This is a genomic window from Virgibacillus sp. LDC1 (assembly GCF_025792345.1).
Classification (GTDB): domain Bacteria; phylum Bacillota; class Bacilli; order Paenibacillales; family Paenibacillaceae; genus Paenibacillus_AQ; species Paenibacillus_AQ lautus.
The window spans coordinates 81,620-104,078 of sequence record NZ_JAOXLZ010000005.1 but is presented as its reverse complement, the minus strand read 5'-3'; the positions used below and the strand labels follow the sequence as shown (position 1 = coordinate 104,078).

General features: G+C 49.1%; 22 protein-coding genes and 1 pseudogene. 8 read left to right on the top strand and 15 right to left on the bottom strand.

The features are described 5' to 3' along the window. Positions 1-152: 152 nt before the first annotated feature. From OHJ21_RS25165 to OHJ21_RS25145, 5 genes are all read right to left on the bottom strand, one after another. On the bottom strand, positions 153-1,169 hold the full coding sequence (locus OHJ21_RS25165; protein WP_486021453.1) for a carbohydrate-binding protein: 1,017 nt from the start codon (positions 1,167-1,169) through the stop codon (positions 153-155). A 335-nt stretch (positions 1,170-1,504) separates the two neighbouring features. Continuing rightward, on the bottom strand, positions 1,505-3,070 hold the full coding sequence (rlmD, locus tag OHJ21_RS25160) for a 23S rRNA (uracil(1939)-C(5))-methyltransferase RlmD (RefSeq protein ID WP_486021452.1): 1,566 nt from the start codon (positions 3,068-3,070) through the stop codon (positions 1,505-1,507). A gap of 397 nt (positions 3,071-3,467) precedes the next feature. After that, positions 3,468-4,349, bottom strand: coding sequence for a diacylglycerol kinase (locus tag OHJ21_RS25155; protein WP_009592325.1), 882 nt, complete (start codon positions 4,347-4,349; stop codon positions 3,468-3,470). 18 nt (positions 4,350-4,367) lie between these two features. After that, entirely contained in the window at positions 4,368-5,132 is a 765-nt protein-coding gene (locus tag OHJ21_RS25150) for a sirohydrochlorin chelatase (RefSeq protein WP_486021451.1), read from the bottom strand. A gap of 3 nt (positions 5,133-5,135) precedes the next feature. Next, positions 5,136-5,426, bottom strand: a complete 291-nt coding sequence (locus OHJ21_RS25145) for a YerC/YecD family TrpR-related protein (protein WP_053489879.1) — start codon at positions 5,424-5,426, stop codon at positions 5,136-5,138. Positions 5,427-5,714: 288 nt separating this feature from the next. On the opposite strand from OHJ21_RS25145, the gene OHJ21_RS25140 reads away from it, so the two are divergent. Next, positions 5,715-6,323, top strand: coding sequence for a hypothetical protein (locus OHJ21_RS25140; RefSeq protein ID WP_100540338.1), 609 nt, complete (start codon positions 5,715-5,717; stop codon positions 6,321-6,323). Positions 6,324-6,539: 216 nt separating this feature from the next. Here the strand turns inward: OHJ21_RS25140 and OHJ21_RS25135 are convergent, their stop codons facing one another. The 5 genes from OHJ21_RS25135 to OHJ21_RS25115 all read right to left on the bottom strand — a co-directional run bounded on the left by OHJ21_RS25135 (position 6,540) and on the right by OHJ21_RS25115 (position 11,093). Continuing rightward, positions 6,540-6,905 (bottom strand): YrhK family protein, encoded by a 366-nt coding sequence (locus OHJ21_RS25135; protein ID WP_326117433.1) that lies wholly within the window; start codon positions 6,903-6,905, stop codon positions 6,540-6,542. A 198-nt stretch (positions 6,906-7,103) separates the two neighbouring features. Beyond that, complete coding sequence (gene corA, locus OHJ21_RS25130) at positions 7,104-8,060, bottom strand: magnesium/cobalt transporter CorA (protein WP_100540336.1); 957 nt, start codon at positions 8,058-8,060, stop codon at positions 7,104-7,106. A gap of 103 nt (positions 8,061-8,163) precedes the next feature. Further along, positions 8,164-9,153: an inorganic phosphate transporter gene (locus OHJ21_RS25125; RefSeq protein ID WP_326098212.1), complete on the bottom strand. Its 990-nt coding sequence runs from the start codon at positions 9,151-9,153 to the stop codon at positions 8,164-8,166. Positions 9,154-9,167: 14 nt separating this feature from the next. Then, entirely contained in the window at positions 9,168-9,782 is a 615-nt protein-coding gene (locus tag OHJ21_RS25120; RefSeq protein WP_053489885.1) for a DUF47 domain-containing protein, read from the bottom strand. A 231-nt stretch (positions 9,783-10,013) separates the two neighbouring features. Continuing rightward, complete coding sequence (locus OHJ21_RS25115; RefSeq protein ID WP_486021450.1) at positions 10,014-11,093, bottom strand: DUF3048 domain-containing protein; 1,080 nt, start codon at positions 11,091-11,093, stop codon at positions 10,014-10,016. Between the two features lie 492 nt (positions 11,094-11,585). Here OHJ21_RS25115 and OHJ21_RS25110 point away from each other — a divergent pair, with 492 nt between their 5' ends. Next, positions 11,586-11,870: a hypothetical protein gene (locus OHJ21_RS25110; RefSeq protein WP_486021449.1), complete on the top strand. Its 285-nt coding sequence runs from the start codon at positions 11,586-11,588 to the stop codon at positions 11,868-11,870. A 310-nt stretch (positions 11,871-12,180) separates the two neighbouring features. Here the strand turns inward: OHJ21_RS25110 and OHJ21_RS25105 are convergent. Both OHJ21_RS25105 and OHJ21_RS25100 read right to left on the bottom strand, forming a co-directional pair. Further along, a pseudogene (locus OHJ21_RS25105) lies at positions 12,181-12,263 on the bottom strand (acetyltransferase); the annotation flags it as partial. Positions 12,264-12,269: 6 nt separating this feature from the next. Beyond that, positions 12,270-12,758, bottom strand: coding sequence for a DUF6022 family protein (locus OHJ21_RS25100; RefSeq protein ID WP_486021448.1), 489 nt, complete (start codon positions 12,756-12,758; stop codon positions 12,270-12,272). Between the two features lie 152 nt (positions 12,759-12,910). Between OHJ21_RS25100 and OHJ21_RS25095 the strand changes: the two genes are divergently transcribed. The 4 genes from OHJ21_RS25095 to OHJ21_RS25080 all read left to right on the top strand — a co-directional run bounded on the left by OHJ21_RS25095 (position 12,911) and on the right by OHJ21_RS25080 (position 17,087). Beyond that, positions 12,911-13,636 (top strand): MerR family transcriptional regulator, encoded by a 726-nt coding sequence (locus OHJ21_RS25095; protein WP_486021447.1) that lies wholly within the window; start codon positions 12,911-12,913, stop codon positions 13,634-13,636. A 505-nt stretch (positions 13,637-14,141) separates the two neighbouring features. Next, positions 14,142-14,681 (top strand): DoxX family protein, encoded by a 540-nt coding sequence (locus OHJ21_RS25090; protein WP_100540330.1) that lies wholly within the window; start codon positions 14,142-14,144, stop codon positions 14,679-14,681. A gap of 260 nt (positions 14,682-14,941) precedes the next feature. Then, positions 14,942-15,466 carry a DoxX family protein gene (locus OHJ21_RS25085; protein WP_394059002.1) on the top strand — a complete coding sequence of 175 codons (525 nt, stop codon included), beginning with the start codon at positions 14,942-14,944 and terminating at the stop codon, positions 15,464-15,466. Between the two features lie 1,081 nt (positions 15,467-16,547). Then, a complete protein-coding gene (locus OHJ21_RS25080; RefSeq protein WP_486021446.1) occupies positions 16,548-17,087 on the top strand; it encodes a DoxX family protein in 540 nt (179 codons plus the stop codon). Between the two features lie 1,354 nt (positions 17,088-18,441). Here OHJ21_RS25080 and OHJ21_RS25075 read toward each other — a convergent pair. The 3 genes from OHJ21_RS25075 to OHJ21_RS25065 all read right to left on the bottom strand — a co-directional run bounded on the left by OHJ21_RS25075 (position 18,442) and on the right by OHJ21_RS25065 (position 20,756). Continuing rightward, positions 18,442-19,218 (bottom strand): DODA-type extradiol aromatic ring-opening family dioxygenase, encoded by a 777-nt coding sequence (locus tag OHJ21_RS25075; RefSeq protein WP_127590006.1) that lies wholly within the window; start codon positions 19,216-19,218, stop codon positions 18,442-18,444. 77 nt (positions 19,219-19,295) lie between these two features. Further along, the gene (locus tag OHJ21_RS25070; RefSeq protein WP_326116234.1) at positions 19,296-20,123 is read right to left on the bottom strand and encodes an alpha/beta hydrolase; all 828 of its coding nucleotides are present in this window, start codon (positions 20,121-20,123) and stop codon (positions 19,296-19,298) included. Positions 20,124-20,501: 378 nt separating this feature from the next. Beyond that, positions 20,502-20,756, bottom strand: coding sequence for a hypothetical protein (locus OHJ21_RS25065; protein WP_486021445.1), 255 nt, complete (start codon positions 20,754-20,756; stop codon positions 20,502-20,504). A 667-nt stretch (positions 20,757-21,423) separates the two neighbouring features. Here OHJ21_RS25065 and OHJ21_RS25060 point away from each other — a divergent pair. Both OHJ21_RS25060 and OHJ21_RS25055 read left to right on the top strand, forming a co-directional pair. Further along, positions 21,424-21,759, top strand: a complete 336-nt coding sequence (locus OHJ21_RS25060) for a PadR family transcriptional regulator (protein ID WP_076325576.1) — start codon at positions 21,424-21,426, stop codon at positions 21,757-21,759. A gap of 2 nt (positions 21,760-21,761) precedes the next feature. Continuing rightward, positions 21,762-22,424 carry a DUF1129 family protein gene (locus tag OHJ21_RS25055; protein WP_486021444.1) on the top strand — a complete coding sequence of 221 codons (663 nt, stop codon included), beginning with the start codon at positions 21,762-21,764 and terminating at the stop codon, positions 22,422-22,424. Positions 22,425-22,459 lie beyond the last annotated feature (35 nt).

Genomic DNA, 22,459 nt, shown 5'->3' with positions numbered 1-22,459 from the left:
TCGAAGAAAACCTGATAAAGAAAAAAGGGCATGGGTTATGCAAGCAATGATCTGCTTGGTAACTCATGCCCTTTCAAATTAAATAAGCCGCTTCCACTCAACAAGGAAACTTCCACGTCGCTATTTTTCAATTTACCTATCAATGTAACCCCCTAATTCTTACCGCCATAGCCCTTATAAGTAGCATAAACTGCATCTGCATATTGATCTGCCAAAATAGGACGGCCATAAGAATCCGTAGCTCCTGGATACCAGTTATCTCCACCGTTGTAGTGTAATAATCCGTTGTAGATATTTCCAAACTTCGTAATCTTCTCATTTAAAATTAATGCCCCCAGATATACCTGGTCTTGTTCACTACTATGATTATACGCACGGCCAAATTTTGAGCTGAATTGAGATAAATACGCATTGCGTGTGTTTGGTTCTACCTGCATCAATCCGTCCCCGGCCGATGGACTACCTGGTAAACCGGCTCCAAAGCTGCTTTCCTTTTTGATAACTGCACTTAGCAATAAAGCAAAATCTCCGCCTTTCCCATAGGCATTGTCCGCATTCATGACATATGTCCATATATGGCTTGGAACCTCGGCAGGCTTAGTTACTGTAGGAGGTGGTGAACCCGTATAAATCTTGACCGATGACATTTTGTCATTGATCGTGTTGCCAACCCAGGAAGAATCTGAAGTAAAGGTCCACTTGTTTCCTCCATAATTATCATTCTCATAAACTTCAACCGTCCAACCGCTTGGAACCTTAAGAGACGACATCCAGTCGTTCGGAATTCCGTTTGCGTTTAACTGAGACAGTGTATAATTGCCTATCCCGAGTGTCACTGCTTTTCCTCCATAGTTTATATCTGCATAGAATGTTACTCCGTTCGTTGTCGGTGGTGTGGTTGGTGGCGTAGTTCCGCCGCTACCGTCTTTCTGCCATAAAGCAGGAACATTGGACGGTTCCCAACCTACGAGAGAAGTATGTGCCTGAAGACAGGTATAAGTGCTTCCACTATAGGTTACTGTGTCATTTACTGCATATGCGGTATTTGGAGCCCATGCTCCTCTAGCGGCTGCGCTCACTGACGGTAAGGCTGTGCAAAATGTGGATAGAAATACTGCTAAAACTACCAAAAGTGATAAGGGCTTAAAAGAAAACCTTTTATTAGTCATTTTCAAACCTCCTTGTTCTTTATTTATCTGTAGCGCTCCCATGAGACATGCCACAGGTTTTTACTTTACTATTATCTTACTTTATTTCCATTTTCTAAATTAATTCCACAGTTTTTAATGATACGGCAGGAGGATATCAAGATCGGGACCAAAAAGGCAATTTAAGTCGTGCTAAAAACAGAAGAAAGACTATGGAAAAATGAAGGGGGAAGGATTCAATAAAAAAACCGAGGAAAAACAGGAGTGGATACCTGAATTTCGCCCGGCTTGTAACACAACTTTAGGCTTTAACACGACTTTATCTGCTTTGAGATGACTTTAATTGCCTTCCACACCTATCGCACTAACAGTGCGCAACTCTCCACATGCACCGTATGCGGAAACATATCCACCGGCGTTACCTCTACCGTCCGATACCCGCCATCCTCCAACACACGCAAATCCCTTGCCAGCGTGGACGGATTACAACTCACATAAACAACCCGTTCAGGCTTCATCTCAAGAATCGTCTCTAGCAAGCGCGGATCGCACCCTTTACGCGGAGGATCGACCACGATGACGTCCGCCTCGATGCCCTGCTCTTTCCAGCGTGGAATCACATCCTCAGATGCACCAACCTCAAACTCTACATGCTTCATACCATTGAGTTCGGCATTCGCACGCGCATCCTCGATGGCTTCCTTCACGATCTCGACCCCATACACCTTCTTGGCATGTTGGGCCAAGAATAGGGATATCGTCCCGATGCCGCAATACGCATCGATCACGGTCTCTTCCCCGGTTAATCCTGCGTACTCCACCGTTTTACCGTACAGCACTTCGGTCTGAGCCGGGTTCACCTGATAGAAGGAACGCGCAGATATCGCGAACTTCACATCACCAATATAGTCATGGATGACCTCACGCCCCCACAGGACATGAGTTACATCCCCGAAAATCACGTTCGTTTTGCGTGTGTTCACGTTCTGGCAAACACTCACCACAGCCGGGAGCTCCTCACGGATCGCAGCGACCCACTCGTTCACCCGCGGAATCCGCTCGCCATTGGTCACGAGCACAATCATCATCTCCCGGGTAGCAAAACCGATCTTCACCACCACATGGCGAAGCAGGCCTTGGCCTGTCTCTTCATTGTACGCGGTAATGCCGAGCTTCCGTCCGATGGCTTTGACGCGGCTGACGACCTCGTCGTTCTGCTCGTGCTGGATGAGGCACGTCTCCATGTCCACGATCCGATGGCTGCCGCGGGCGTAGAAGCCGCCGACCAGGCCGCCTTCCGTTACGCCGATCGGCACCTGGGACTTGTTGCGATAGCGCCAAGGCTCGCTCATGCCGAGTGTCGGCCGCACGAGGATCCCCTCTTGATCTGATTCAACGCCGGACACGGCATGATTCGCCCCATTGGTTTGAGAATTCTCAATGTCCCCTCCACCATCTGTGCCACTCCGCTCGTCGTCCACACGCATCTCTCCAGCAACTGCCGCCTCACGCACCACCCGCAGCTTCCCGATCCGCTCCAGGTTGTCCACCACCAGCTGGCGCTTCCACTCCAGCTGTCCGGCATAACTCATATGCTGCAGCTGGCAGCCGCCGCATTGGTCGTAGATCGGGCACGGAGCTGCGATGCGGTTCGGGCTCTGTTCAACCAGCTCCAGCAGCTTAGCGTAGCCATACTGCTTCTTGGTCTTGAGCACCTTCACCCGGGCCTTCTCGCCCGGCAGGGCGCCCTGAACGAACAGGGTATAGCCGTCGGCACGGCCGACCCCTTCCCCGTCATGGTTCATTCCTATAATATCGATCACGACCTCGTCGTTCTTGGCCACCGGCAGGTCCAGGAGGGCCGCCGAAGCCGCCGGCTTGCCGCTGCGGCGCGTGTCGCTTCCCTTGCGGTTCTTCTTCATGGTGTGCTGTTCACTTCTTTCCGTTCAACTTGTCCCTTACTACTCTATATTCCCAATCGGAACACCATCCATAATCAAAGCGGATGATCTTCCGTTAACCTTCATTCGCTTAAACAACAAAAAGCTCCCCCAAGGGAGCTTAGCGCACAAGCTCACGTCCATCATTATACGGGAGCCTCGTATGTTATTCAATCCATATAGCCTGCAAATCCAATCATTTACTTACAAGAGCCTGGAGCCTAAGCGGCGATCCTCGGCCTGTTCCATCTCGATCAATGGCCCATCGCCCCAATCGCCTATCCATCGCTAATGCGGTCAGTCCCCGCTGAGCACTCAGCAGCAACCATCACGCCTTACGCGCGTTCCATGCCTACCGCCTCTCTACCAGCCAAACATCTCAGCCAAAAATCCGCAAATGCTGCGGCAGAACGCGGAACGTGCCCGGCAGAACGCCGCCGAACTCGCCGTCCAGGTTCAGCTGAACCGGTCCCGGAGAGACGACCTCCATATAGTCGGTGCGGAAATGCACGACTCGCTTGTCGTTGATGTGCTCGCCGCGCAGGGCCAGCGTAGCCACACGCACGAACTCCGCCAGATTGCACTTGCGCAGCGCAATGACGTCGAACAAGCCGTCATCGATGCTTGCGCCCGGCGCGATTTTGTCGAAGCCGCCGACCGAGTTGCTGTTGGCAATGAGGAACACCATGAACTCGTCATGGATCGCCGGATGGCCGCTGGCATTGATGATGAGCTCCTGCGGCGCGAGGCTGACCATTTTCTCGATCCCCTTCAAATAATACGCCAGCTGCCCGATCATCGTCTTCAGCTTGCTTGGCACCTCATAGGTGAGCTCGGTCAGCGTGCCGCCGCCCGCAATATTGATGAAGTAGCGATCATTCGCTTTACCCACGTCAATCGGACGCGTCTCGCCCCGAATCACCAGATCGCAGTACTCCTCCCAGTTCTTCGAGATGCCGAGCGCCCGCGCAAAATCGTTTGTTGTGCCCAGCGGGAAAATACCGAGCGGCGGGAGGTTATCCCTGCCGGCCATCCCGTTGATGACCTCATTCAGCGTACCGTCTCCGCCGGCTGCGATCACCAAATCGTATCCGCGTTCGACGGCATCTGCCGCTTCACGGGTCGCATCCCCCTCTCCGGTTGTTGCATGACAGGAGGTTTCGATGCCAGCACTGTCCAGACGGTGCAATATATCAGCAAGCCGACGCTTCATTTCCTCCCGGCCGGAGGTTGGGTTATAGATTAACCTTGCATTTCTCATGAACGATACGCCACCTACTTATGATTTCAAGGATAGAAGAAGAAGTTTAGCCTGCGACTCCATCCACTGCGGCAGCAGCGGATGCGGAAGCAAGGTTCTGCCGGAATATCGGCATTCAAGCCCCTCGAGCCGATCGGGTATAACCTTCTCCGTAAAATACCCCTCACTTAAAAAAAGCGGAGCTACGATCACATCGCAGCCGCGCTCCATCCATGCTGTTACCTTGTCCCGAACATCGCCGGGACTGAGTAAAGCATAATCTGCGCTTGTTCCGCTTACCTCGCTAACTCGCTGTGCCAAAGAGTTAATACCCTTTTCCCAGCGGCTGCGAAACAGATCATGCCGGCTGCCGTGTCCGACAAGGAGAATAACCTCCTTCGCCGGGTTCACGGACAGCTCTTTCACCTTATCCCATACCATAGCCGCAATCTCGGGGTCGTCGTCCATCGGCGTACCAAAATGAACCCGGGACCGAACCCGAAACGGTGCCAGGTCCGTCTCCATGTCCGGAACGGCCTTCGCTCCTATAGCATAAGCTATTTCGTCGACATGTGTGCTGCCGGACGAGACAAATAGTGGAATGACCACAATGTCGGTGACACCCTGATCTTCCAAGACCGTGATGCCGTCCTGAATCAGACGGCCCTCTACCAGCTCCAGGTACGAAGAGACGACCGGTACATCCATATGAGAGGCCAGCTTCTGGACGGCTTCGTCCACAAGCGACACCCATTTCTGTTCACGTGAACCATGACTAATAACCAGCACACCCGGTTTCGTCATATCTTAACGTCCTAAACGCTCCAGCGTCATTTTATATCCGTCATTGCCGTAGTTCAGGCAGCGCTTCACGCGCGAAATCGTTGCGGTGCTGGCTCCCGTTTCTGCTTCAATCTGGTTGTATGTGCATCCCTTGCCCAGCATGCGCGCCACTTCCAGCCGCTGCGACAAGGACTGAATTTCGTTAACGGTGCAGAGATCATCGAAGAATACATAGCACTCTTCCACACTGCCCAGGGTTAATATCGCTTCGAATAATTGATCGATGCTTTTATCATTTAGCTTCTTTAATTGCACTGGATGATCATCCCCTATTGTTACTGTGTATAACACTCGCACTCCCATTGTACCCGAGCGGAACTAGTATTTTCAAGCATTAACGATTTCACGCACTACAGGACAACCATTACCCAGGGGCAGCATCCCTTATGCACGCTCACATTTCACCGCTCCAGCGCTCGCCAAAATCTTCCTGGGCGATCGCCCGATTCCGCTCCTATCCCGAAAATCGGGACATCCGCCTAAACCCATCGCCCGCCCGTATCATACAGTATAGTATCTTAACTCAAAAAGGAAAGTGATATCATGACGCGTCATTCTCACTATTATCACCGCCGACCCACTAACAACCAGCGTTCGCTTAATGAATATGAATCACTGCCGCAGGCGCCATCGCCATACCCTGGCATCACGCCATACAGCGATTATCCGGAAGTCGGTGAAACCGCGTTATATCCATATACCGACGGTGTAACGGACATGGAGGCTTCAGCTTCGGCTCTGGCTCCATCTACGAATTCCGGCGGAGGCGGTCTGGCAGGTCTCCTCGGCGGTGGAGGCGGCAGCGGCGGTGGAGGTGGATTAGGCAAGCTCCTCGGCGGACTCGGGGTCAACAATATGAGCGACATCAAGGGCCTCATCGATCGGATGGGGGGCATCGACGGCATCGTCAACAACATTGGCAAGGTACAAAAGGTCATGCAGGGCTTCCAGCAGCTTGCACCTATCGTCTCTCTGCTTGCAGGCGCACTCGGCAAGAAGAAAGGCGGAGGTGGCAGCGGATCCTCACCAAGCGCATTTACGGACCAAAATGAAGACGGCTACGAATATAAACCGAGAAGACGCCGTTCCTCGGGAAGCCGGCGCCGCTCCGGCTCGCGCAAAACATCCGGTAAAGGCAGACGTCGCCGTTAACCTATGTAAATCGGTAGACTTTAAACCTTTGCCATGAGTTTCAAAAAACACCGCAGCCTCTGATCATCGAAGGATATCTGACACGATTGGTTTAGCAGATACGTTTGAAGCTCACCATAGGCGGGATCATCCGAACCATCATACATCATGCAGCAGGCTCCAGTCGGTTACCTAGACTGGAGCCATATCCTTTTTATCAACACGATGATATCCTCATCAGCGCGTCCAGTCCTCTTCGGGGCCGGCTTCTTTATTCTCGGCGCTTTCGAGTGATTTTAACCGGAACCAATAGGAGCCGCGCAGACCGGAACGCAGCAGCATCATAATGCTGCCCACCAGATACAGAACGGTCGGAATTCGCTTCATATGGGGATAGAACATGAGAATGCTGCCTGTGATGAACAACAGGCCGGTCGCAATCTCGCTAATGACCATGCCCACCTCATAGCGGTTCGTCACGGCCAGCTTTCGTTTTCGTTTCCATGCCAAGCGAAGCATCCGGCGCCGCAGCCGGGAACGCAAAGGCTCATCTGGATGATGCGATGAACGCTTCTTGGGATGTGGTCTGAGCCTAAGTTTCATATGCAGTCCCTCCTCTGCAAGCCTTTACCCCTTACGGAGAAACAAGAAACCCCAGCGATTTAGCATTGGTCTTATGGTGCAGGACAACCTTCCCCTCATTAGATAAGGACTTGGCAAGGACTTGGACCGACCGATACGCTGGCTAACCAACCTCTACTTCCGAATGGCATCACCATGTTCACGCCAAAATGAACCTCTCTATTTAAACCAGCCTCTGCGCATAAACCACAACACCATGCCGCCGCCGAGCACAAACATGAGAAGAAGCACGAAGAAGTATCCGTAATGCCACTCCAGCTCCGGCATGTTCTCGAAATTCATCCCATATATCCCGGCAATCAGGGTGAGCGGCATGAAGATGGTCGTGATCACCGTTAAGGTCTTCATGATCGTATTCATCCGGTTCGAATTCACTGATATGTAGCTATCCCGAAGATCTGCCGTCATCTCGCGGTCGGCCTCGATCATGTCTGCCAGCTTCAGCAGATGATCGTAGATGTCGGAAAAATAAGCATGGTGCGCGTGGTGCTCCAAATGCTGCGAGTTCACGATCCGGTACAGCAGATCCCGCATCGGCACGACCGTCCGCCGCAGGCGAAGCAGCCTCGAACGCAGCGCAAACACCTGATTCATTAGCTCCTCCACCGAATCCTTCTCGCCTCGGCTTTCCAGTTCGGCCAGCTCATCCTCGATGGCAAACAAGCTTGGGAAGTACTGATCCACCAGCTTATCCATGATGGTATAAGCCGTAAAGCTTGGACCGTCCTGGCCTAGCGGACCCTTGCGGGCGATCGAGGTGACGCGTTCCCAAGCGTCATTCATTTCGGGTAGTGCTTTCTCGTGGAAGGAGACAATGAACGAAGGTGCAAGAAACAGATCCACCTCGACGGCTTGCAAGGTATCCGGCTGAAGGGCATGGAGGACAAAAAATTGCATCTGTTCGTAATAATCCAGCTTCGGCCGCTGCAGGATATGCAGGCAATCCTCCACCGCCAGCGGGTGAAAATGAAAATAGCTCTCCAGCATCCGGGCCTCCTCCGGCGTGGGCTCACTGAAATCGGCCCAGATCCAGGCATAATCCTCGATTCGAATCTCTTCGAGCGGAAGCCCGATTACGGCTTCATAGCTTGGTGTAATCGCTAACGTGCGAATCATGATCAACACTCCTTCCATTGGCACCTTCGGTTTCATTAAACAAAAAAAGCCAATCGATTCCTGATTGGCCCACTACTATCCATGATCTATGTGTAATTATGTTTTAGAAAAGAATTTTAAAGATGACTCCTGCCAGTACAGCCGTAATGGGAATCGTAATAAACCAAGTCACCACAATGCGGCCTGCCAGGGACCATTTCACGGCGGAGAAGCGTTTTGCTGAGCCTACACCGAGAATGGCCGAGGTAATTGCATGCGTTGTACTGATCGGCAGATGAAGCAGTGTCGCCGAGAAGATGACGGATGCGGCCGAGAAGTCAGCTGCGAACCCGTTGATCGGCTCGATTTTGAAAATTTTCGTACCCATGGTCTTGATGATCTTCCAGCCACCCACCGAGGTTCCGAGCGCCATCGCTGTCGCTGCAGAAATTTTAACCCAGAGCGGAACTTCCATCTCCGTCAATTGACCGGAGGTAACCAGAGCAAAGGTGATAATCCCCATCGCCTTCTGTGCATCGTTGGTACCGTGCGTGAAGGATTGGAGTGCTGCCGTAAAGATTTGCATCGTACGGAAGCCTTTATTTACCGTATGCGGGCTGCGCTTCGCAAAGATGACCTTAAGCAGCTGCATGACCAGATAACCGATCACAAACGCGATGATAGGCGATAGGACCAACGCCAACACGATATCCTTAAATCCGCCGTAATTCAGCATGTCGCTTCCCGCGCCGACGAATACCGCACCGGCCAATGCCCCGATCAGGGCATGGGAAGAGGATGAAGGCAATCCGAACCACCAGGTAACCAGGTTCCAGATGATGGCTGCAAGCAATGTTGCAATAACAACCTCGATCCCGTTATCCAGCTTGGTCGGATCCGCGATGCTGCCGCCGATGGTTTTGGCAACCCCTGTGAACATCATCGCACCGATGAAGTTCATACTGGCTGCAAGCAAGATGGCTACCCGCGGCTTCAAGGCCCGGGTTGATACCGACGTTGCAATGGCATTCGCCGTATCGTGGAACCCGTTGATGAAGTCAAATGCAAGCGCCAAAAAAACAACAATTACTAATACTAACATCGTTGTATCCATTGTTCAGGACTCCCTTACGAGTTGCGCATAATGATGGATTCCAGCATATTTGCCACGTCTTCGCAGGTGTCCGTGGTCGTTTCAAGACGTTCGTAAATCTCTTTTTTCTTGATCAGCAGAATCGGGTCAGAGACGGTGGCGAACAGATCCTTGATACAGATGCGCAGCAGCTCGTCGCCTTGGTTCTCCAGATCGTTCAAGCGGATCGTGTACTCACGAATAGCCAGAAGTTTTTTCTGAGAGAGCAAATGAATGGCCTTCTGAATTTCGTAAGCCGATTGACGCAAAATTTCGGCAAACTGTACCATGTACTCGTCAGGTTTCCCCAAATTGTACATATAGAAACGGGATGCCGTTGCTTCCAATCCGTCCATCACATCGTCCATGCTGGTTGTCAGGTCCATAATATCGTCGCGTTCGATTGGCGTGATAAACGTTTTGTTGAGCTCAGTAATGATGGTATGCGTATAGGTATCACACTGGGACTCGTATTTTTTCATTTCATTGGCAAATTCAAGCACATCTTGAAGATTGGAAACGTGCTGCGAAAAATAATCTGCGGCTTGTACCACCGTATCGGCCATATTCTCCAGCGTTTGGAAGAATATATCCTTCTTCTTCAATTTCATACTCTTAACCCCTTTTTTCGATAAATTGCCGCGAACGCCCTCAAAAGATAGACAACCTTGACTATCTTATCACATCCATGGCAGGGTGTGTATAGAAAAGTAACACTCAAAAATGTAAGGAACTAACAAAATAGAAGATGCATGGATATCGCTTCAATTCCCTTGCCTATTAACATCTCCGTAGGCGTGCAAATTATCCCGACACAGCATCCTCAAACCACTTCTTGCGCATCAAGGATTCGAGATTGTCACATGGCTTTCAAAAGAAGGCGAATTCGGCACAATGTTGAAATACGTCGTTCCTGGTACCAACGGCACTTCTTTGCCGTCCTTCACGAAACGAATCGCATCGCCCGCTGCACGTACCCACTGCCCCTCGATGACTTCTCCGCGCTGGAACAGCATCGCTTTCCCGCCCGTTTCCACATTCACGGCAAGCCGGCCCACATCATCCAGCACTTTATGATCCGCCCCGAGCACGATGACATTCGCAGCCTCCAACTGAACGTTATCGTTGAGATCCACATGCGGCGATCCATTGACCCATCGTTTATACGTATTGGACGAACCGTCATACTGATAAGCCACCACATAACTGTCTAGCAAAAATTTGATTTCTACCTTCTCCCCGGGTTCACCGGAAACAACACCCACTGGCGCCGTTCCCTCCGCACCATCGCCGCTTGCAGCTGGCGGCTCGGAATAGAACGAATATTGCGGCACCTTCACGTCGTTGCCATAATTGAGCTTGGCTGCTCCTTCACGGAGCTTCTCGTCGCTGGAATACAGATTATGCGGCGCTTTGCGGTCCTTGGCCCTCCAGAAGTAGGCGCCTGCATTTCCGATCTCGTCCATATCCTGCTTGCCTTGCTTTTGGATGATGCTATAAGCTTCAGGGCTGCCTCCAGCATGTACAAGCACCCCGCCGTAGCTCTCGCCTAGATTGATCAGATAAGGACGAATGCTGCGAATCGGCCCGATCTTCTCAATCCCGCTCTGGCTTTGGAATATGCCGATCAGTCGCGTGATCCCTCCCTCCGCCAGCACTTCATATACCATGTCCGCTTGTCCCAGACCCGACTGCGGCCTGGCCGCCGGTGCGTTATTGATCATAACGGCCAGCGGCCGCTGCGTCAGTGACGCTTCTAACGGCATTCCGGTCAGCGGTGCCTTATATGGAGAGGACGCTTCCTCTTGAGGCACTTCGATCGGCTGCTCGACCGGAGCCTCCACCACTGGTGCCGGCGTTGATTCCGCCTGCTGTTTATCGCTTCCGCAGCCCGACAGCATAAGAACTGTCGCCATCGACATTAAGCTTGTCCTCCAAGCAAATTTTTGGAAAGACAAAGACCCTTTGCTAAACATATGGTTTCCCCCTATGAACGCTCCCATTACTTATTACCCTAAATTTCCAACCTATTTCCCCAAAATTCCCAACCGACAATTCAACTTTAGTTTACATTTAATCACAAAATCCGTGCTTTGTCTGTATCGTCCTTTGTCTGTATATAGAAGGGGATACATCCAGATGAATATCAAAGGTAACCCGATTTCTTAAAGCAAGTCTTCGATATTCACTAAAGAAAAAGACCTGACACCGCAGGTCCTTTTCTTCTTTGCTTAGTCAAAGGCTATATTTTGGACATATGTAATTGGAGTTGATCTGAATTCCCCTCTTTTTTTCTCTTAAATTAAGGTCTTCCATAGTTTAATATTTCCCATAACTTTTTCCTGTTTCTAGGTGTTTATACTATTAGAGCCACAATTAATAAGGTTCAAAATACAAAAAGGTAGGATTTTATTATGTTAAAGAAAATCATGAGGCTGGCTTTGATACCATTACTTGTTATGGGACTAACTCTTAGCGCAGTTGGTATGGCATTCGCAGCGCCTGAAGAAGGATTATCCGATCTTCAAATTCGAGAAAAGTTGAATGAAATTAACGATCGTTATGAGGTCGGAGAAGAGTTAAGTGAGGAGGATGCGAATTTTGTGAAGAAGCATGCTACTTCGGTCTCTAAAAAGAGTGTACAGCCCAGCCTATGGCAGAAGGTAATAAAACTTTTCCTGATTCACTTGGTGTTGTAGGTGAATTAGGATTTATCAAATATAACACCGACCCTTTTGGAGGATCTTTTAACGGTCTCATTAATGCCCAGACTTCTGACCTCAGTAAACGTAGCAGTATTGGAGTGCCACGGAGGCCTTAAAAAGGAAATCAACGATAAATATAAAAAAAAGGCGCCCATAGCCAGGGCGCCTTTTTTGGGCAAAGATAACTCCTATTATTTTAGGAGCAATCCCACATCAATGACACGGCTTGTTAAAGCAAGAGGTCACCGATCGTGACGGTTCCTTCGATTTCTCATCGCCGGCATCCCTCAGAGCGGTAGTTGGTCCCGATGACCTCATAATGATACAATACTTGATCTTCGAACGGCTCACCGTTCAATGCATGTAATAGGAATAGTCCCCTACCATAAATTCTTATTCCTTAATCCTTCGAATCCCTCGCGCGATTTGTTCCCTCTCATAATCGCCCAGCGAATATAGTACAGGTGCCCTGGGAATGTCGAACTTCAGATGAGAATGAGGGATTTCCGTCAATAAGGTTCCAATGGGCTGTTGACCATTCTTACTACGTATCACGTTCCAGAATATTCTAGCCCTATTTTCCTCGGTTCCCCATTTTTCAAGCGAATTGCGAAATAGCAAACATTTACCGATGATGAAATCATGCTCCTTGAGGGGCTCCATTGCTTCGAACCCGGCGTCTTCAAGGCTCTCAAATAGTGCGGGCATCAACTGATCCAAATAGAGCCCATAGGCAGCATCCTCGATTTCACGAAAAGCGATCGTTAACTCATCAAACATCGAATCGTATCGTGTTTTCCATACCGATTCAATATATTGATTACCTGCCACACAAATCTCCTCAATGGTCATGTCCGAACGCAATACTGGTTTTACTGTCATATAAACTCCTCCTTGAAATGGATTATTTTCATCATACAACATGAAAGCCAATTGGAAGGTTTAGGAGGCAAATATGAAGGAAATCAATAAGAAATCCAGAATAACATTACAATGGTTTTAATGTTATGCATTTTTTACGAAGGTGGGATCACATGAGCTTTCGACCAAAAAGACTGGCAGAGAAATACGGGTTAAGTAGCAGTACTCTACGGAACTACGAAGCGAAGGGGTTGATACCTCCTGCAGATCGATCTTCAAATGGATATCGGATGTACACAGAACGGCATGAAGCTTATCTGGCATGTATTCAAGCCATGGCTGCCGCATTCGGTATGGAAGTAACGAGCGAGGTAATACATTGTCTTGGGCGAAATGAGTTGGATGACGCATTGTGGATCGTCAGGGATCGAGAGGTTATGCTGCATCGGGAAAAAGTAAGTTTGGATCAACTGGTAAGGGAGTTGAAATCGTGTTCTGAAGGTAGTCGAGCTAACGACTCTAACCAATATTTCAGCATCCACGAGGTTTCCAGACGGACAGGGGCTCCTAAATCGGCAATCCGTTACTGGGAGCAGAGCGGCCTGTTCACTGCAAAGCGAGACCCTGATAACGATTACCGTCTTTATAATGAATCGCATCTTTTTAAAATTAGGATGATTCAGGTACTGCAGAGCTCCGTTTATTCCGAGGAAACCGTAAACTTAAAACAATCCATTGCACGCTTAGAGCTAGAGAACATCGAGCATGCGATGAAGCTTTCTGAAAGTATTCAAGCTTACCTGCACAAAACGATCAAACTTCAGGCGCGAGCTCTCTATTTTCTATATCGCTTGATTCAAACAACAGGCTTCTCGGAAACAATCGAGGACAATCTTTAATCCTTTCTCCTGTGCTGCCTGTTACTTTATAGGTTTAGGTTTTATGAAATCCATCATGAAATGATGTGCTAAAACATTTTGGACAAAAAGCTTCGTCTTGATCGCATCGCTGATAATGTTGGAGTCAACAACCCCCAACAATGATCGTTAAACGTAACAAACAGATAATGGATAACATGATGACATAGATCTAGCAGTACTTTATGGCTCTAAGCAGAAAGCAGGTGAATGGCAGCCTGACAGCCATCCAAGCGTGCTCCTAACTAGGCATCGCGCACCCAGAAATCGGTGCCCACATTGGATATAACCCCCTCTGCGGAGCGCTCATACCGAAACGTTCACAACTTTGTGATATTTATCACGTTTATTGTGAATATTTTCACTTATAATAAAGACATAGAGAAGGTGATCACTTCCCAAGGCAACAAGAACCAACAACAACGACATTAGAAACAACGTAATGTCCTAATCCAAAAAATCAAAACTCACTTAAGGAGTGGTTTATATGTTTAACAACTGGCTGAGAACAAACAAATGGGCAATGTGGCTGCTGACGATCATTCGGGTCTACATCGGTTATGAATGGCTGACAGCAGGTTGGGGTAAATTGACAGGCGGCGGATTTGATGCCGGGGGCTTCCTGCAGGGTGCGATTGCCAATGCAACCGGCGATCACCCCGCCGTACAAGGCTGGTGGGCAGCGTTCCTCGAACACGCGGCACTGCCGGGCGTGAAGCTCTTCAACTTCATCATCCCGCTCGGTGAATTCCTGGTAGGTCTCGGACTCATTCTCGGTACCTTCACCACCTTCGCCGCCCTAATGGGACTGGTCATGAACGCCGCGTTCCTCTTCTCGGGCACCGTGAGCACCAACGCCCAAATGCTGCTGCTTGAAGTGCTGATCATCGTCGCTGCTGCCAACGCTGGTAAAATCGGTCTCGACCGTTGGGTACTCCCTTACCTTCGTGGCCTGTGGAATAAAATGACCCACCGCGGTCATGAGCCCAAAGCGCCGACAACTCATCTGAAAAAGCGAACAGCTTAACATCGTAACGATCATACAAAGACGGTGGAGAACTCCGGTTCTCCGCCGTCTTTTTTTCATGCCAAGAACCTATGCCAAATCGCAGCTATGCGAATACTGTATTTAAATACAGTTTTTTGCAAATATGAATAATTTGTTAGGATACGACATTATATAGATCGTTGCTGTTTTTTCGGCTTTCGTCGCGGCTTACGAATTTCAAATTTGCAAAAATCTGAAAACAAAAAAGAGAATGATTATTCATTGGAGGAGTGGTACTGGTGTTTATTCAATGGTTGCAATCAAGCAAAATCGCAATGTGGCTGCTGACGATCATTCGGGTGTACGTCGGGTATAAGTGGTTGACGGCAGGCTGGGGTAAGTTAACGGGAGGTTTCGATGCAAGCGGATTTATGCAGGGGGCCATCGCCAAATCCACGGGTGAGCAGCCTGCGGTTCAAGATTGGTGGGCCGTATTCCTAAAACATGCCGCGCTGCCCGGCGTCAAATGGTTCAACGTCATCGTTCCTTTGGGCGAATTCCTCGTCGGGCTTGGCCTCATTCTCGGCACATTCACTGCGTTCGCCGCGTTGATGGGGCTCGTGATGAACGCCGCGTATCTCTTCTCCGGTTCCATCAGCATCAACGGTCAACTCCTGCTGCTTGAATTCCTGATCATCCTCTCGGCTGCCAACAGCGGAAAGATCGGGATTGACCGCTGGCTCATGCCCTACCTCCAGGATAAATTCACGCGCAAAGCAAAAATCAGCAGCGACCCGTCCTCTCTACAGAATCAAGCGGTCTGAAGTTACAAGGAATGCGGGAGTAAACTAACGAAAAAGCCAAAGTAATCACAAGGCGGCCGCTTGCTTCTCATCATGAGAAGTTGTCGCCTGGCTACTCCAACTCCTAAGGTAACTCCAACTCGTTTCAACTGTCTTACAGAAAGTTTGAAGATGCTCCTCTCTCCGATCTCTTACTGCTTGCCTTCATCAATAAATCTACGGGTGATCGCGGCCATCGGTACCGGTCATCCGTGTCTTATAAACAATTTGCCCCTTTTAACAAATTCACACCGAACCCAATGATTCTAGCGATATGATATCCCTCCTTCCTCTATCCACACGCTCCCACCTACAGGGTGCTGCCTTGCGCTTACTACTTACTGCTTACTGCTTACTGCTTACTACGTACTTCTTTTTGCTCTCTTACTACTTTGCTTATTACTGGTTTTGCATCTACTACATACTGCTTTGTTTATTGCTTTCTGTCTCTCCAGCTTACCACTTCACTGGCTGCTGGTTTTGCACTTACTACTCTCTTCGTTTTTATTACTTACTGGCTTTGCCCTTACTTACTCACACTGCATACTACTTACTACTTACTGCTTCCATACTGCTTACTGCTTACTGCATACTACTTACTGCTTACTGCTTACTGCTTACTGCTTCTGCTTACTGCTTCTGCTTACTGCTTCTGCTTACTGCATACTCCTTACTGCTTCTGCTGCTTACTGCATACTACTTACTGCTTATTAGCCTACTGGCAACCATCCTGCAAGCAGCCATTCTTCACTATGAGCATCATACTGTTAGCTTACACATCTCCTTGTCCTCTATTTCTTCCCCATTCTATATTGCGCTTGTTATCCCTACCGCTTGCCACCTGTAACTTACCACCTGCCAACTCACGAATATAAAGTTTTTTATGATATTTATCACGAATGTGATTTAAATCACATATATTGTGATTTATTTCACTTATAATAAAGACATGAAAGAGAGATGATCATCTTCCTAAAGAACACATCGCAGAACTTAAACACATCCGAGAATTGGCAAGGAAGCTTTCATAAAAAATAAATCATACTTTTAAGGAGTGGTTTATATGTTTAACAACTGGCTGAGAACAAACAAATTGGCAATGTGGCTGCTGACCATCATTCGGATCTACATCGGTTATGAATGGATGACGGCAGGTTGGGGTAAATTGACGGGCGGATTTGACGCAGGAGGCTTCCTGCAAGGCGCGATTGCCAAAGCAACCGGCGATCACCCCGCTGTACAAGGCTGGTGGGCAGCGTTCCTCGAACACGGAGCACTGCCGGGCGTGAAGCTCTTCAACGTTATCATCCCGCTCGGTGAGTTCCTCGTAGGGGTCGGTCTGATACTCGGTACCTTCACCACCTTCGCTGCTCTGATGGGACTTGTGATGAACGCCGCATTCCTCTTCTCGGGCACCGTGAGCACCAACGCCCAAATGCTACTGCTTGAAGTGCTGATCATCGTCGCTGCTGCCAACGCAGGTAAAATCGGTTTCGACCGTTGGGTTCTCCCTTACCTCCGCGGCCTGTGGAACAAAATGACTCATAAAACAACCAAGGGCGACGGAACCACGCACACACCGTTCAAAAAACAAACGGCATAACACGGTAAGTAGCTAACTGTAGAAGATAAATTCTACACTATTGATTAGACAGCCCGACTTGAGCAATCAAGCCGGGCTGTTTTTGTTATGATACGTTGGAGCTTTGTCATACGTTGGAGCTTTGTCATACGTTGGAGCTTTGCCATACGTCAGAGCTTTGTCATACGTTAGAGCGTTGTCATACGTTAGAGCTTTGCCATACGTCCAAGTGTACATACGACACTCAGAGCGATTACAATTTTAGCGGACACAGCGAACCTTATTTTGACCAAAAACACCATTTCTTTAACACTAACGGACCGGAGATCCGTTATTCACCGAATTAAGCCATCATTTTAAAGATTATCAGCAACTTAACGGATTCTGTGTCCGATAAATCCCGCTAAAACGAGCCGATAGCGAAAATAGCGGATCTAAGGTCCGAAGAGCGTTGTACTTACGTTCGAGCGTTGTACATACGACGCTGCATAGCGATTTACAATTTTAGTGGACTCAGAGAAGCTTATTTTGACTAAAAGCACCAATTCTTTAACACTAACGGACCAGAGATCCGTTATTCACCGAATTAGGCCATCATTTTACGGATTACCAGCAACTTAACGGATTCTGTGTCCGATAAACCCCGCAAAAACGAGCCGATAGCGAAAATAGCGGATCTGAGGTCCGAAGAGCGTTGTACTTACGTTCGAGCGTTGTCATACACCGAGTTTACATACGACACTCAGAGCGATTACAATTTTAGCGGACACAGCGAACCTTATTTTGACCAGAAGCACCATTTCTTTAACACTAACGGACCAGAGATCCGTTATTCACCGAAATAGGCCATCATTTTAAAGATTATCAGCAACTTAACGGATTCTGTGTCCGATAAATCCCGCAAAAGCGAGCCGATAGCGAAAATAGCGGATCAGAGGTCCGAAGAGCGTTGTACTTACGTTCGAGCGTTGTCATACATCGAGTTTACATACGACACTCTGAGCAACTTACAATTTTAGCGGACTCAGAGAACCTTATTTTGACTAAAAGCACCCATTTTTTAACACTGACGGACCGGAGATCCGTTATTCACCGAATTAAGCCATCATTTTGCCAATTATCCGCAACTTAAAGGATTCTGTGTCCGATAAACCCCGCAAAAACGAGCCGATAGCGAAAATAGCGGATCTAAGGTCCGATACTGCCGGGCCGACGGACTGACCAAGTGCACGGGTTAAACCAACAACAGCCCCATTATTCCTGCTTCTTCCCACAGACATCTGCCCCGACTTGCTGCCAACAGAAATCCCACACACTATCCCTCAGCCCCCAAACACAACAAAAGCCGAGCTTGTGAACCAAGCCCGGCATCTCATTATTCGAATGACCAGCAGTTCAGACTCAAACTGCCATATTGGTAAGATTGAAACAATCGCTTTGCCTTGCGGCCGTTATCGGCGGCACCCATTGCATAGAACAAAGGGACAAAATGCTCCCGTCCATAGGAAGGGACAGCATCGCCGGCATGAGGCGCTTTTTTGTCAAACGCAAACAGATTACTCAGATTCCATTCCGTCAGCTGCTTCGCAATCCATTCATCGAATGCAGCCGCCCATTCATCAGGCTCATCGCTCTCATGCACCATCCGCAGATTGTGCACCAAACCGCCGCTCCCGATAATCAGGATGCCTTCTTCACGCAAATCGGACAGCATCGCACCGATGGAATATTGTTCGTTAGGCGAGCGCTTGGAGTCCACGGACAAGGCCACCACGGGAATATTCGCATCGGGGTACATTTTGCGCAGAATGACCCATACCCCATGGTCCAGTCCACGGCCGGTGACGGCTTTGGCATGCAGATTATTTGCCTCAAAACGCTGACGAATCTGAGCTGCCAGCTCCGCGCTGCCTGGGGCAGGATACGTGATATGGTACATTTCCTCCGGAAATCCGTAAAAATCATGCATCGTACCATGCTCGGCATCTTCGGTCAGCCGCTGATCCGGATCGTCCCAATGGGCAGAAAATACAGCTATGCCCCTAGGTGCAGGCAGCTCCCGCCCCAACTGCTCAAGGAAGCGGGTGTACTCGTTGTCCTCCAGGGCCATCATCGGCGAACCATGGGCAATAAATAAAGCAGGTAACGTCATCGATGCCACCTCCAGCTTCAAAATCAAGGGACAACTCTATTGTACCGTTAAATCGCCCATTATGCCAAATAACTCCCTTAAATCATCCAGTGCTGCCATTCCTGCTGAATGTTCTCCTGTTCGTTCAACCAATCCCGTGTCCGCTGAAGGAGCAGCTCGCGCTGAGGCCCGGCGGAATACGTGTGATCAGCCTGGAAGATGATCTCCTTATCGCAGCGGCCTTCCTGGCGCATCCAGAACACTTTTTGAAACAGGAAAGCGTAGTCCACCGGAATGACTTCATCCGAGGTACCATGTATCACCAGCACATTGCCCGTAAACTTGATCGCTTCCTGGAAAGGCTGGCCCTGTGCCAACGAATCGAAAAAGACCGGGGTAAACGAGTATCCCAAATAATCAGCGGATCCCGACTTAACAGAGGTGTCGTACACATCGCGGCCGGTGATTTTGACGATATCATTGAACGGGTATCCTACCGCAGACCACAGGATCAGATTCTTCACGCGCCGGTCACGAACGGCGGTCTGCAGGGCGACAGCGCCGCCCAAGCTATGTCCAATGAGTGTGATGCGCGTCGGATCGACATCGGTACAGCTGAGTCCATAATCGAGAACGGAACGCGTCTGGGCAATCATCGAGTCGAGACCCTCGCTGCCATAATTGCCCGAGCTCTCTCCGCATCCGATATAATCGAACCGGATCACCATATACCCGTCTTCGGCAAACGCACGCGCCGTTTTGACAAACAGTCGGTCCACGCCGATCCGGCTTCCAACAAAGCCGTGGCAGATGATGACCAACGGTACCCGATTGCAGCGGCCGCCTTGGGCCGATTCTTTTAATGGGTAATGGATAGTTGCCGTAAGTTCCTCTTGATTATGCCGGATTGTAATTTGCCGTTCCATGCCGATTCCTCCTTGCGATAACGCGCCGTAATCATAATATTAATAATTCCGATAAGATTAATATGGATTAGTTAAACTTATCTTAGCATCGTGATTATGGATTGTCAACGCAAATGGCAGACGGCGAACTGCAGTGTAAGGACAAGATAGTGGGATATGATAGTGCGATGCGAGTGGATTTTGACTGAAGCGAGGCGAGATTATAGCCATGCTTGGCTCCTAAAAATCAACCTTATGCAGCGATTCAACCTTCTACTAAAGCTACATAGGTTAAGAAATGGTCCATTCAGCATCCACTCGCGGCTCTGCAAAACCCAGCGTGCAACTCTTCTTGTCCACTTCAACCTTCATCCAGTTTTCGCACCGCATCTTTAACCTCTACTCATAACTCTGGCGAAACATCGCATGGGTCTCTTCTCGTCCGCTCCAATCGTTCATCCAGGTCTTCCCGACAGGGTCGTTCTCCCATAAGGATGAGGCAGACAGACCTGTTTCATCACCCTCGGAGGCGTATGCTCCTTCAGGCTGGCCAAATATCCCATCCGCTGCACTGCTGCCCGCGACTACCTCTTGCCCGTTTGCCGGCACAGCGTCTCCACCATGCAATTCATCGTCATAAAAGTTAGCACTCACCTGAGAACTCCTCCTTCTTATCCCTAAATGTTTAGAGTGTCGTCTATTGCTTAGAATGCTTATTATTGTGAAATAGGAGCCGGGGAATTATACCTGGTTCACGAATACGACATATATTTTCTAGCTACCTTGCATTGCAAGTATGTTGCTGATATGATATATTGCATAACAAGGTAGTTGCAGGGACATTCATTTTGTAGGGAACAAGGTGCGTATTGACTGGTTGCTATTGCTATTGCTATTGCTATTGCTATTACTTTTGGCTTATGATTTTGGTTTTTGGTTTTTGGTTTTTGGTTTTTGGTTTTTGCTTTTGGCTATTGGCTTTTGACTATTCGTTATTTATTTTTCGTTGTTCGTTCGCTATTCATTATTCATTATTCATTATTCTTTATTCTTTATTGGTCAATTGCCATTTGTCATTCGCCATTGTTCATTGTCATTCGCCATTGCCATTGGTCAATTGCCATTGGTCATTCGCCATTGTCATTCGCCATTGCCATTGGTCATTCGCCATTGTCATTCGCCATTATCATTTGTCGTTCGTTATTGTCATTCTCATCCACCATCGCCATCACTCGTCATTGATCATTCTCATTCGTAGCTCAGCCTCAATGCGCCCCACTACCTTGCATAGCAATATAATTGAAGGAGGATAACCCCATTCATGACCACCCAAAGTCAAATGCTAAAAGGCATTCTCGAAGGCTGCATTCTCTCGCTTATGGAGCATCGGGAGGTATATGGTTATGAGATTAGCACGCTGCTGGAAGACAGTGGACTCACGTTTGTAAGCGAAGGCAGCATCTATCCCTTGCTGCTTCGCATGCAGAAAGACCAGCTTATTGAAGGTACACTACGGCCTGCGCCCGGTGCCGGGGGGCCGCCCCGCAAATATTACAATTTGACCGATAAAGGCCTGCACGTTCTTCAACAATTCAAGGAACATTGGGGAACGCTTAAAGATAGTGTGGACCATATTCTAACCCGCGGAGGACAGTAAAGATGAATACCAAACAGATGATCAAAGAGAACAACCGACTCCAGAATGCCATGAAGCCAAACAACCTGAGCTATTACCAAGACATGGTTGTCTATATCCGCAGCAGCTCCGTGCAGGAGCAAAAAGGCGAGGAACTGCTGCTCGAAATCGCCCAGCACCTGCTGGATGCCCAAGCCAAAGGCAAAAGTGCTGAGGATGTATTCGGAAGCGATCCCGAGTCCTACTGCAAGGAGCTGGTGGAGCAGCTGCCAAAAATGAAAGGCCTCAGCAGTCTCCAATACCATGTCATGATCCCATGGATTGCCTTAACCTGGTTTTTTTTCGTCCAAGCGCTGGTCGGATTCATCACAATGTGGGCCGGGGGACCGGTTGAGCGCATGACGCAGGTACGTATTTCCACCCTGATTCTGATCGCAGGCGGCTCCTATGTGCTTATCCACGCACTATTAAGATGGATGAAGAGTGACACCTTCAAACCGGAGGAGGACAAGCGCAAGATTAATGTCCGCAATATGGGGATTTATGTCGCCATTACCGTAGTGATTCTGGTTGCCGGCGTATGGCTGGGGCGGCTGCTGCCGGTTCTGACGATAGCGCCATGGATCAGTCTCGTTATCTTCCTGGTCGGAATCGCAGGGACGAAACTTCTTTTTTCGAGCAAATAATACAAACTCGTCATGAATTCGCGTCCGGCGCATAA

Bases quoted from the DNA above. Each gene is read 5' to 3' on its own strand.
- OHJ21_RS25135 (WP_326117433.1), bottom strand. From the start codon at position 6,905: ATGAAACTTAGGCTCAGACCACATCCCAAGAAGCGTTCATCGCATCAT.
- OHJ21_RS25090 (WP_100540330.1), top strand. From the start codon at position 14,142: ATGTTTAACAACTGGCTGAGAACAAACAAATGGGCAATGTGGCTGCTG.
- OHJ21_RS25140 (WP_100540338.1), top strand. From the start codon at position 5,715: ATGACGCGTCATTCTCACTATTATCACCGCCGACCCACTAACAACCAG.
- OHJ21_RS25070 (WP_326116234.1), bottom strand. From the start codon at position 20,123: ATGGAACGGCAAATTACAATCCGGCATAATCAAGAGGAACTTACGGCA.
- OHJ21_RS25110 (WP_486021449.1), top strand. From the start codon at position 11,586: ATGTTAAAGAAAATCATGAGGCTGGCTTTGATACCATTACTTGTTATG.
- OHJ21_RS25080 (WP_486021446.1), top strand. From the start codon at position 16,548: ATGTTTAACAACTGGCTGAGAACAAACAAATTGGCAATGTGGCTGCTG.
- rlmD (WP_486021452.1), bottom strand. From the start codon at position 3,070: ATGAAGAAGAACCGCAAGGGAAGCGACACGCGCCGCAGCGGCAAGCCG.
- OHJ21_RS25075 (WP_127590006.1), bottom strand. From the start codon at position 19,218: ATGACGTTACCTGCTTTATTTATTGCCCATGGTTCGCCGATGATGGCC.
- OHJ21_RS25055 (WP_486021444.1), top strand. From the start codon at position 21,762: ATGAATACCAAACAGATGATCAAAGAGAACAACCGACTCCAGAATGCC.
- OHJ21_RS25120 (WP_053489885.1), bottom strand. From the start codon at position 9,782: ATGAAATTGAAGAAGAAGGATATATTCTTCCAAACGCTGGAGAATATG.
- OHJ21_RS25150 (WP_486021451.1), bottom strand. From the start codon at position 5,132: ATGACGAAACCGGGTGTGCTGGTTATTAGTCATGGTTCACGTGAACAG.
- OHJ21_RS25125 (WP_326098212.1), bottom strand. From the start codon at position 9,153: ATGGATACAACGATGTTAGTATTAGTAATTGTTGTTTTTTTGGCGCTT.
- OHJ21_RS25095 (WP_486021447.1), top strand. From the start codon at position 12,911: ATGAGCTTTCGACCAAAAAGACTGGCAGAGAAATACGGGTTAAGTAGC.
- OHJ21_RS25165 (WP_486021453.1), bottom strand. From the start codon at position 1,169: ATGACTAATAAAAGGTTTTCTTTTAAGCCCTTATCACTTTTGGTAGTT.
- OHJ21_RS25100 (WP_486021448.1), bottom strand. From the start codon at position 12,758: ATGACAGTAAAACCAGTATTGCGTTCGGACATGACCATTGAGGAGATT.
- OHJ21_RS25155 (WP_009592325.1), bottom strand. From the start codon at position 4,349: ATGAGAAATGCAAGGTTAATCTATAACCCAACCTCCGGCCGGGAGGAA.
- corA (WP_100540336.1), bottom strand. From the start codon at position 8,060: ATGATTCGCACGTTAGCGATTACACCAAGCTATGAAGCCGTAATCGGG.
- OHJ21_RS25060 (WP_076325576.1), top strand. From the start codon at position 21,424: ATGACCACCCAAAGTCAAATGCTAAAAGGCATTCTCGAAGGCTGCATT.
- OHJ21_RS25115 (WP_486021450.1), bottom strand. From the start codon at position 11,093: ATGTCGATGGCGACAGTTCTTATGCTGTCGGGCTGCGGAAGCGATAAA.